This is a genomic window from Pseudomonas sp. NPDC089547 (assembly GCF_050280665.1).
Taxonomy (GTDB): Bacteria; Pseudomonadota; Gammaproteobacteria; order Pseudomonadales; family Pseudomonadaceae; genus Aquipseudomonas.
Genome location: NZ_JBNNVS010000041.1, coordinates 40,521 through 49,642, shown reverse-complemented (window position 1 = coordinate 49,642; position 9,122 = coordinate 40,521). Strand labels below are relative to the sequence as shown.

General features: G+C 57.5%; 6 protein-coding genes and 1 pseudogene. 6 read left to right on the top strand and 1 reads right to left on the bottom strand.

What is annotated here, in order from left to right:
- The 6 genes and pseudogenes from ACQKPZ_RS22375 to ACQKPZ_RS22350 all read left to right on the top strand — a co-directional run.
- A pseudogene (locus ACQKPZ_RS22375) lies at positions 1–629 on the top strand (F0F1 ATP synthase subunit beta); the annotation flags it as partial.
- 43 nt (positions 630–672) lie between these two features.
- Positions 673–1,092 carry a F0F1 ATP synthase subunit epsilon gene (locus ACQKPZ_RS22370; RefSeq protein ID WP_016489909.1) on the top strand — a complete coding sequence of 140 codons (420 nt, stop codon included), beginning with the start codon at positions 673–675 and terminating at the stop codon, positions 1,090–1,092.
- Positions 1,093–1,214: 122 nt separating this feature from the next.
- The gene (gene glmU, locus ACQKPZ_RS22365) at positions 1,215–2,582 is read left to right on the top strand and encodes a bifunctional UDP-N-acetylglucosamine diphosphorylase/glucosamine-1-phosphate N-acetyltransferase GlmU (protein ID WP_391131174.1); all 1,368 of its coding nucleotides are present in this window, start codon (positions 1,215–1,217) and stop codon (positions 2,580–2,582) included.
- Between the two features lie 304 nt (positions 2,583–2,886).
- Positions 2,887–3,663: a DeoR/GlpR family DNA-binding transcription regulator gene (locus tag ACQKPZ_RS22360; protein WP_427542283.1), complete on the top strand. Its 777-nt coding sequence runs from the start codon at positions 2,887–2,889 to the stop codon at positions 3,661–3,663.
- Between the two features lie 3 nt (positions 3,664–3,666).
- The gene (gene glmS, locus ACQKPZ_RS22355) at positions 3,667–5,502 is read left to right on the top strand and encodes a glutamine--fructose-6-phosphate transaminase (isomerizing) (RefSeq protein WP_427542280.1); all 1,836 of its coding nucleotides are present in this window, start codon (positions 3,667–3,669) and stop codon (positions 5,500–5,502) included.
- A gap of 147 nt (positions 5,503–5,649) precedes the next feature.
- Positions 5,650–6,822, top strand: coding sequence for a TniQ family protein (locus tag ACQKPZ_RS22350; protein WP_427542277.1), 1,173 nt, complete (start codon positions 5,650–5,652; stop codon positions 6,820–6,822).
- A gap of 112 nt (positions 6,823–6,934) precedes the next feature.
- On the opposite strand, the gene ACQKPZ_RS22345 is transcribed toward ACQKPZ_RS22350, so the two are convergent.
- Positions 6,935–8,518 carry a TnsD family Tn7-like transposition protein gene (locus ACQKPZ_RS22345; RefSeq protein ID WP_427542274.1) on the bottom strand — a complete coding sequence of 528 codons (1,584 nt, stop codon included), beginning with the start codon at positions 8,516–8,518 and terminating at the stop codon, positions 6,935–6,937.
- Between the last annotated feature and the right edge of the window lie 604 nt (positions 8,519–9,122).

Sequence of the window (9,122 nt, the reverse complement as noted above, 5' to 3'; positions counted from 1 at the left end):
GTACCGAAGTATCCGCACTGCTGGGCCGTATGCCTTCGGCAGTAGGTTACCAGCCGACCCTGGCTGAAGAGATGGGCGTTCTGCAAGAGCGCATCACCTCCACCAAGGAAGGTTCGATCACCTCCGTTCAGGCCGTATACGTACCTGCGGACGACTTGACCGACCCGTCGCCAGCGACCACCTTCGCCCACTTGGACGCCACCGTCGTTCTGTCCCGTGACATCGCCTCCCTGGGTATCTACCCAGCGGTCGACCCACTGGACTCGACTTCGCGCCAGCTGGACCCGAACGTGATCGGCAACGAGCACTACGACACCGCTCGTGGCGTTCAGTATGTTCTGCAGCGCTACAAAGAGCTGAAGGACATCATTGCGATCCTGGGTATGGACGAACTGTCCGAGACCGACAAGCAACTGGTAGCCCGCGCTCGTAAGATCCAGCGCTTCCTGTCGCAGCCGTTCTTCGTGGCCGAAGTCTTCACCGGTTCGCCAGGCAAGTACGTTTCCCTGAAAGACACCATCGCTGGCTTCAGCGGCATCCTCAAAGGTGACTACGACCACCTGCCAGAACAAGCGTTCTACATGGTCGGCAGCATCGACGAAGCGATCGAGAAAGCCAAGAAACTGTAATTCCTGCGCCCCGCAAGGGGCGCTATCAGGTTGAGGCAAGCAGATGGCTATGACAGTCCATTGCGATATCGTCAGCGCGGAAGGAGAAATTTTCTCCGGTCTGGTCGAGATGGTGGTTGCGCACGGTAACCTGGGTGATCTTGGTATCGCTCCGGGTCACGCGCCGCTGATCACCAATCTGAAGCCAGGTCCGATCACGCTGACCAAGCAGGGTGGCGCCCAAGAGGTGTTCTACATCTCTGGTGGCTTCCTCGAGGTTCAGCCGAACATGGTCAAGGTGCTTGCCGATACCGTGCAACGTGCTGCAGACCTGGATGAAGCTCAGGCTCAGGAGGCCCTCAAGGCTGCTGAGAACGCCCTGAATCTGAAAGGCGCGGACTTCGACTACGGTGCCGCCGCCGCACGTCTGGCCGAGGCCGCAGCTCAGCTGCGTACCGTCCAGCAAATGCGCAAAGGCAAGTAATTGGCCCTTGGCTGATAACTTCTGTTGCGATTGAGTAAAAGGGTAGCCTCGGCTACCCTTTTTCTTTTTCTGATTTCTCCCCCCCGGTCATTTCACTGACCGCCCAGGATTGGTAGCCAGTAATGTCACTCGATATCGTTATTCTCGCCGCCGGCCAAGGCACCCGCATGCGCTCGGCGCTGCCCAAGGTGCTGCACCCGGTTGCCGGCAACTCCATGCTCGGCCATGTTATCCACAGTGCGCGCCAGCTGCAGCCGCAAGGTATTCACGTGGTCATTGGCCACGGTGCCGAGCTGGTTCGCGAGCGCCTGGCCGCTGACGACCTGAACTTCGTCATGCAGGAAAAACAGTTGGGTACTGGCCATGCGGTAGCCCAGGCACTGCCGGCTGTGACCGCCGACACCGTGCTGGTGCTGTACGGCGATGTACCGTTGATCGAAGTGGAGACCCTGCAGCGTCTGTTGGCCAAGGCGAACGACCAGCAGTTGGGCCTGCTGACTGTCACCCTGGATGACCCGACCGGCTATGGTCGGATCGTCCGGGACGAGCAGGGCAAGGTAACTGCCATCGTTGAGCACAAGGACGCCAACGACGCGCAGAAAGCAATCAAGGAAGGCAACACCGGTATTCTGGCCCTGCCAGCCGCCCGCCTGGCCGACTGGATGGGCCGCCTGTCGAACAACAACGCCCAAGGCGAGTATTACCTGACCGACGTCATCGCCATGGCGGTGGCCGATGGCCTGGTTGTGGCCACCGAACAGCCGCACGACCCGATGGAAGTGCAGGGCGCCAACGACCGCCGCCAGCTGTCCGAGCTGGAACGTCACTATCAGCTGCGTGAAGGCCGCCGCCTGATGGCCCAGGGTGTGACCCTGCGCGACCCGGCGCGCTTCGATGTACGGGGTGAAGTGACCGTTGGTCGTGATGTGCTGATCGACATCAACGTGATTCTCGAAGGCAAGGTGGTCATCGAGGACGATGTGCAGATTGGCCCGAATTGCGTAATCAAGAACACCACCCTGCGCAAAGGCGCGGTGGTCAAGGCCAACAGCCACCTTGAAGGGGCCGTGATGGGCGAGGGCAGCGATGCTGGGCCGTTTGCTCGCCTGCGCCCGGGCAGCGTGCTGGAGGCCAAGGCCCATGTGGGTAACTTCGTCGAACTGAAAAACGCCCACCTGGGTGAGGGCGCCAAGGCTGGTCACCTGACCTACCTGGGCGATGCTGAAATCGGTGCGCGCACCAACATTGGCGCCGGCACCATCACCTGCAACTACGATGGCGCGAACAAGTTCAAGACGGTGATGGGCGAAGACGTGTTCATCGGTTCGAACAATTCGCTGGTAGCGCCTGTGGAAATCCAGGCTGGTGCGACCACGGCTGCCGGTTCGACCATTACCCAGACCGTGGAGGCTGGTGACCTGGCCGTGGCGCGTGCGCGCCAGCGCAACATCGCGGGCTGGAAGCGGCCAGAGAAGATCAAGAAGAGCTGAGTTATTCACAGCTGTTTCGATCGAAAGCCGACTTATGTGAATAAGTCGGCTTTTTTATTGAGCGATCGGTAATTCCTTGTAGGAGCGGCCTTGTGTCGCGATGGGCTGCATAGCAGCCCCCACAATCTGTGGGCCCCCTTGAAATCCAGGGGGCTGCGTTGCAGCTCATCGCGACACAAGGCCGCTCCTACAGGGACCGCGCCGAAGCAGAAGAAACTATCCACAGGGCAGCAACAGCTTGACGAATCGCCCATCTTAGGTTTTGATTGCAATTATTATCTTTCGAAACGAAACTTAAGCGCTCATGTCGAAACGGAACACACCGCAACGCCGCCACAACATACTGGCCATGCTCAGCGAGCAGGGCGAGGTGAGCGTGGACGCCTTGGCCAAGCGTTTCGAGACTTCGGAAGTGACCATTCGCAAAGACCTGGCCGCCCTTGAAACCAACGGCCTGTTATTGCGCCGCTACGGGGGTGCGGTACCGGTGCCGCAAGAACTGCTCGGTGAGCCAGCCCAGCCTGTGTCTTCCTACAAGAAGGCCATTGCTCGCGCCGCCGTTGGCCGGATCCGCGAACATGCGCGCATCATCATTGACAGTGGCAGCACCACGGCAGCGATGATCCCCGAACTGGGGCGTCAGCCTGGCCTGGTGGTCATGACCAACTCGCTGAACGTGGCACGGGCCATCTGCGACCTTGAACACGAGCCGGTACTGCTGATGACAGGTGGTACCTGGGATCCGCATTCGGAATCGTTCCAGGGCCAGGTCGCCGAGCAGGTTCTACGCTCCTACGATTTCGACCAGCTGTTCATCGGTGCCGATGGCATCGACCTTGGCCGGGGCACCACTACCTTCAACGAGTTGCTCGGGCTTAGCCGGGTCATGGCCGAAGTTGCCCGCGAAGTGATCGTGATGGTCGAGTCGGACAAGGTGGGGCGCAAGATCCCCAACCTTGAGTTGCCCTGGGGCAGCGTGCACACCCTTATTACAGACGAACGCCTGCCCGTTGCGGCACGCGAACAAATTGAAGCTCGCGGCATCAACCTGATCTGCGCCGCGATCAGCCAGGAGAAATAAAACATGTGTGGAATCGTTGGTGCTGTCGCCGAGCGTAATATCACAGCCATCCTGATCGAGGGCCTCAAGCGTCTTGAGTACCGCGGCTACGACAGCGCCGGGCTGGCCGTTCTCACCCAAAGCGGTGAACTGCAGCGTCGCCGCCGTATCGGCAAGGTCAGCGAGCTTGAAGCCGCTGTTGCCGCCGACCCGCTGGCTGGCCAGCTGGGCATTGCCCACACCCGTTGGGCTACCCACGGTGCACCGACCGAAGGCAACGCCCACCCGCACTTCTCGGGCAATGAAGTGGCTGTGGTGCACAACGGCATCATCGAGAACCACGAAGAACTGCGCGAAGAGCTGAAAGGCCTGGGCTACGTGTTCACTTCGCAGACCGATACCGAAGTCATCGTCCACCTGATCCACCACACCCTGAAGAGCATCCCCGACCTGGCCGATGCTTTGAAAGCTGCGGTGAAGCGCCTGCATGGTGCCTATGGCCTGGCACTGATCAGCACCAAGCAACCTGACCGCCTGGTGGCTGCACGCAGCGGCAGCCCGCTGGTTATCGGCCTGGGCCTGGGCGAAAACTTCCTGGCCTCCGACCAACTGGCGCTGCGCCAGGTCACCGACCGCTTCATGTATCTGGAAGAAGGCGACATCGCTGAAATCCGCCGTGACCAGGTCACCATCTGGGACCAGCAGGGCAACAAGGTCCAGCGCGAAACCGTGCAGTACCATGAAGGCGCCGAGGCTGCCGACAAGGGCAACTACCGCCACTTCATGCTCAAGGAAATCCATGAGCAGCCAAGCGTCGTGCAGCGCACGCTGGAAGGCCGCCTGGGCAAAGACAACGTGATGGTCCAGGCCTTTGGCCCGAAAGCTGCCGAACTGTTCGCAAAAGTGCGCAACGTGCAGATCGTTGCCTGCGGCACCAGCTACCACGCCGGTATGGTCGCCCGTTACTGGCTGGAAAGCCTGGCTGGCATCCCGTGCCAGGTGGAAGTGGCCAGTGAGTTCCGTTACCGCAAAGTAGTGGTGCAGCCGGATACCCTGTTCGTGTCCATCTCGCAGTCCGGCGAAACTGCCGACACGTTGGCTGCGCTGCGTAACGCCAAGGAACTGGGCTTCCTCGGCAGCCTGGCAATCTGCAACGTGGGCATCAGCTCGCTGGTGCGTGAGTCGGACCTGACCCTGCTGACCCTGGCCGGCCCGGAAATCGGCGTGGCCTCGACCAAAGCCTTCACCACCCAGCTGGTGTCGCTGATGCTGCTGACCCTGGCCCTTGGCCAAGTGCGCGGTACCCTGGAAGCCGGTGTCGAGGCCGAGCTGGTGGAAGAGCTGCGTCGTCTGCCGACCCGTCTGGGCGAAGCCCTGGCCATGGACGCGACTGTCGAGAAGATCGCCGAGCTGTTCGCAGACAAGCATCACACCCTGTTCCTCGGCCGTGGTGCGCAGTACCCGGTGGCGATGGAAGGTGCTTTGAAGCTCAAGGAGATTTCCTACATCCACGCCGAAGCTTACCCGGCAGGCGAGCTGAAGCACGGCCCGTTGGCCCTGGTGGACAACGACATGCCGGTGGTTACCGTTGCGCCTAACAACGAACTGCTGGAGAAGCTGAAGTCCAACCTGCAGGAAGTGCGTGCCCGTGGTGGCGAGTTGGTGGTGTTCGCCGACGAGCAGGCTGGCATGAGCAATGGTGAAGGCACCCACGTGATCAAGGTACCGCACATCGCCGATGCCCTGGCGCCGATCCTGTACACCATTCCGCTGCAGCTGCTGTCGTACTACGTGGCCGTGCTCAAGGGCACCGACGTAGACCAGCCGCGTAACCTGGCCAAGTCGGTTACGGTTGAGTAAACAACGCTAGTTGCCGGTTTGAATGGTTTCCGACAATAAAAGCGGTACCGCCACAATAAAAGCTGTCATGCGCGACTGCTGCCTCCCATAGGGGCCGCGGTCGCGTGGGTCGGCCCGACACAGTTACGTTATCCAAGCAGTCTCAGCATGCTCTCCATACCGCGTTTGCAAATTCAGCCAGAAGAGTCAATTCGTTCGTATCTGGAACGTTCTTTGTTCCTCTGCTGGGACTCTCATGCTGTCGACGACATCCGTAAATTTCAAAATAAGGTTCGATTCTTCAAATCTGACCTGAAAGAAATTTCGGTCTTTCTGGGGTGGGATGGAAGCTATGGTTTCGATCGGCTGATTTCCCTTCATACTTCCCTCGCTGTGAATTACGTTGTTAAACATTCTCAGGATATTTCCTACTCGCGGAAGCTCTATCCATTTAAGGGTGAGCCGTACACCGAAAAAAATGTAAGTTACTGTCCTGAGTGCGCTAAGGAAGACTTAGCAATGCTTGGTTTCTCATATTGGCGTCGGGCATATTCCCGGTTTGAAAACGACACTGTTTGCCACAAGCATAATACGTTATTGCTTACACACTGCCCGTATTGCAAAACTTCATTGGGCGATCCGAAACATCGTCTAGATGTAATGTGGAGAGGCTGTGATGGCCATTACTTGTGGGAGGTGGCACCTTCCATTAATAGTGACGGCGCCGAGTTCCAACGAGCACGCTTCAACCATGCATTTTGCACATCAGCTCGCCACATCTCGGCCGAGGCTGCAGTGAGTGCTGTGCGGCGGAAGGTGAAGGCTATGATGCCGGAAGGGGTCACCACGTGGCACGACATCTACTGGTTGGAGAAAGACCTCGAATTAGCGGCCATTCGCATGCAGGATCAAACCGTCGACAATGATGCTGCGCACGTAGAGAGCTCCCTTGAGCTAATATTAAAAGCAATTTTTTCGCATTATGGCGACATTGATGAATTCACGCGGGACATCGGCGAGCACGGCATTTCTAGGTTGGTTCAGAATGGATGGGGCACCTACTTAGCAATGGGTGATGAGTCTGCTTGGTACGTCACGGAAGACTATACAATGGGTATAGCAGTTCTTTCCTGCCCCTATCCCTGTGATAAGTCGATGCGTCTCTCTAGTCAGTCGGCATTTCGTGATTTAGATTCACTGTACCACTATAGCTGTTGTATGCAGAGCGACAGCCCATCGAGACGTTTGATCAAAAGGTCACACCTTGTCTTACCTCCCGTTCCCAGACTGGGTGTCAGAACCAGAGAGAATATGGGGCAACTGGACAGAGCTGCTGTTTAAGAGTTCGCATTCAGCTCCCACCAGGGAGCGAAACATAAATGCGCCACGGGCAGTAAGGGAGGATGGTCTATTTTTATTACGCCGCGAAACATGGCGGTCGACCGTGACACGGCTAGATAAGGACTATCGATTTCACAAAGGCTCGTGTGCGTGGGTAGCGGCCGTACTTTTCAAGGGCTCCGGCCAGCGTAGGACAGGCGAGAAAAAGCGCTCGACGGCTGACCTCGCCATCTCTGCCAACTCTACCCAGTTCGATGAAGGTGCGACTGACCTGGATGAGCAGGTCCTCGTCACGCTTCTCCCAGTTCACCCGAGAATGGTTACCCAGCCGTCCCGAAGGGAGCTCTCGTGTTTGTGAAAGCAGCCACTCACGGTCATTCCGATAGAGCCAAGCGTATATGTCTGGGGCAAGTGCTCGGATGTCGTGTGGAGTACGGTTACGTTGGGTGGCTGCTGCGACGATCCATAGGGATCGATGCTTCTCCACGTTGGTCATTAGAGACTGCTCTATCCAAGACCTCTTCACTTCCGGCTCTGAACGAAGCAGCTTGTTTACCGTCGACACCGTGATTCCGAATCTTGCGCAGATCTCGTTCTTCGGCTCCCCGCGGCACAGGCAGTCCAAGATGTCGTTTCGAATGGGTAGCTTAAGCACCTTCGGCCTGCGCGTCTGCGGCGTCTTGATAGGAAAATCTTTGCAGAGAGATTTGCAGCATTGGTAATCAGCTTCCTCGTGGTCCGCCTGCCTCTCTTGAGACTCCAGATGTCCAACAGCGAGATCGTACGCCTCGACAAAACCGCTCACTGATCCAAATAGCCAGGTGATCGCGAGCAGGTGCCTGAGCGGATGACTGTGGCTCTGCCGGTCGCGGACGAGCTGCGCCCAGAAAGTTGGCACTTGCTGAGGCGTCCTCGGTAACGAGGCGAAGATTGGAAACGGTTGGAGCGAGGCGCAGTGATGAGCGAAGGCGTCCATTGTGAGCTCGATCCCAGAAGCCAAGGCTGTCTTGTAAAGTGTTCTCACTAGGTCTGGGCGAAATCGCCGGCGACGCCCGCAGACGGCCAGATCCAAGACCGCCGTTGCGACCTGCTCCAATGCCTTTTGCGATGGTTCGGGAGCGGGGACCTTGGTCGGCTCAAGCGTGCTTTCACGTGGCAATATCCAGTGGAAGCGTCCAGACCACTGCCGGTTGTAGCAACTTTCTCTCAACATCTCCCGATGCGTAGGACATACCAGAACGCCTGGGTACTGATGGGCGAGATGCCAGTAGGTGAATCCATGTGTAGCGAGGTCTGTCTCCATGCACTGCGAGCATGCTTTCAGCGGATGCTCAGCACCGAACCGGCCGGTAAGGAGGCCTAACTTGTACTTCAGCGAACCTAGGCTTGTGCCTTCCATTACCTGCATCGCTTCCACTTCATGGTGAGCCGATTGGAAGGGCAGAAAAAATGGCAGGATTGTGTGCTCAAAAATAATCGATCGAGCACTTCCCCAGCTTGCTGCAGCTGCACCGTTCAGCGCAGCCAGGTTGAAGGGAAGATCGTGAGCGGTTGACGCTGTTGGCGAGCCGAAAAGCCAAGCGGATGTAGACAACGGGGTTGGGCTGCTCAGTACAACGTGCTGACGGCTGCAGAGGCTATAGAAAGTCTCGTCCTCGGCCCATCTGGTGATAGGGGCATTTCGGAGCGGAAGCAATTTCTCAAGCTCGGATCCAGGTCCGGGTACAGAATAAACGCAGAGCCCAAGCCTTGAAAATTCCCGTTAGGAATATTGCCAAGAATTGGTTAGATAGAAATAGGGTAAAAACCTATTTTGTTAAACCAGAGTTTAATTATTAGATTTCGGCCAAAAAATAGCGTGCGCTAATCTGTTGTCAGAAATTAAAACTGAGCGATAAAATTTAAGTTTAAAGCGAAACGAGTTCAACCCAGCGTCTAGCTGGACACCTCTGACATCATAACTATTCCCGAGCAAGTAGCCGTAAGGCGGCTACGCCACCTGATCAAGGATTTTCACATGACATAACTAGCAGCAGCGCTAGAAAAGTCAGATAGAACAGGGAGCCCGAGTGACAGCTCAGGCCCCCTGTGGATAAGTCAGAAAGAGACCCTGACCCTTCCATTGTCTATCTCGCGCATGTGGGGCGTCAAGCCCCGCACGACTTCGTTCGTCCACAAGAAGGTTGGCGTTATCCACAGCGCCGTGAAGGGGCCTGAGCCCGCAGTACAAGGGTTTGGCCGATGGCTTGCCTGTTATCCCCAGCCCAGGCGCATCGGCAAAACCGGTGGCAATGGACAAT

What these genes read in the sequence shown, in the direction of transcription:
- ACQKPZ_RS22370 (WP_016489909.1), top strand. Translation starts at nt 673, where the DNA reads ATGGCTATGACAGTCCATTGCGATATCGTCAGCGCGGAAGGAGAAATT.
- glmU (WP_391131174.1), top strand. Translation starts at nt 1,215, where the DNA reads ATGTCACTCGATATCGTTATTCTCGCCGCCGGCCAAGGCACCCGCATG.
- ACQKPZ_RS22360 (WP_427542283.1), top strand. Translation starts at nt 2,887, where the DNA reads ATGTCGAAACGGAACACACCGCAACGCCGCCACAACATACTGGCCATG.
- glmS (WP_427542280.1), top strand. Translation starts at nt 3,667, where the DNA reads ATGTGTGGAATCGTTGGTGCTGTCGCCGAGCGTAATATCACAGCCATC.
- ACQKPZ_RS22350 (WP_427542277.1), top strand. Translation starts at nt 5,650, where the DNA reads ATGCTCTCCATACCGCGTTTGCAAATTCAGCCAGAAGAGTCAATTCGT.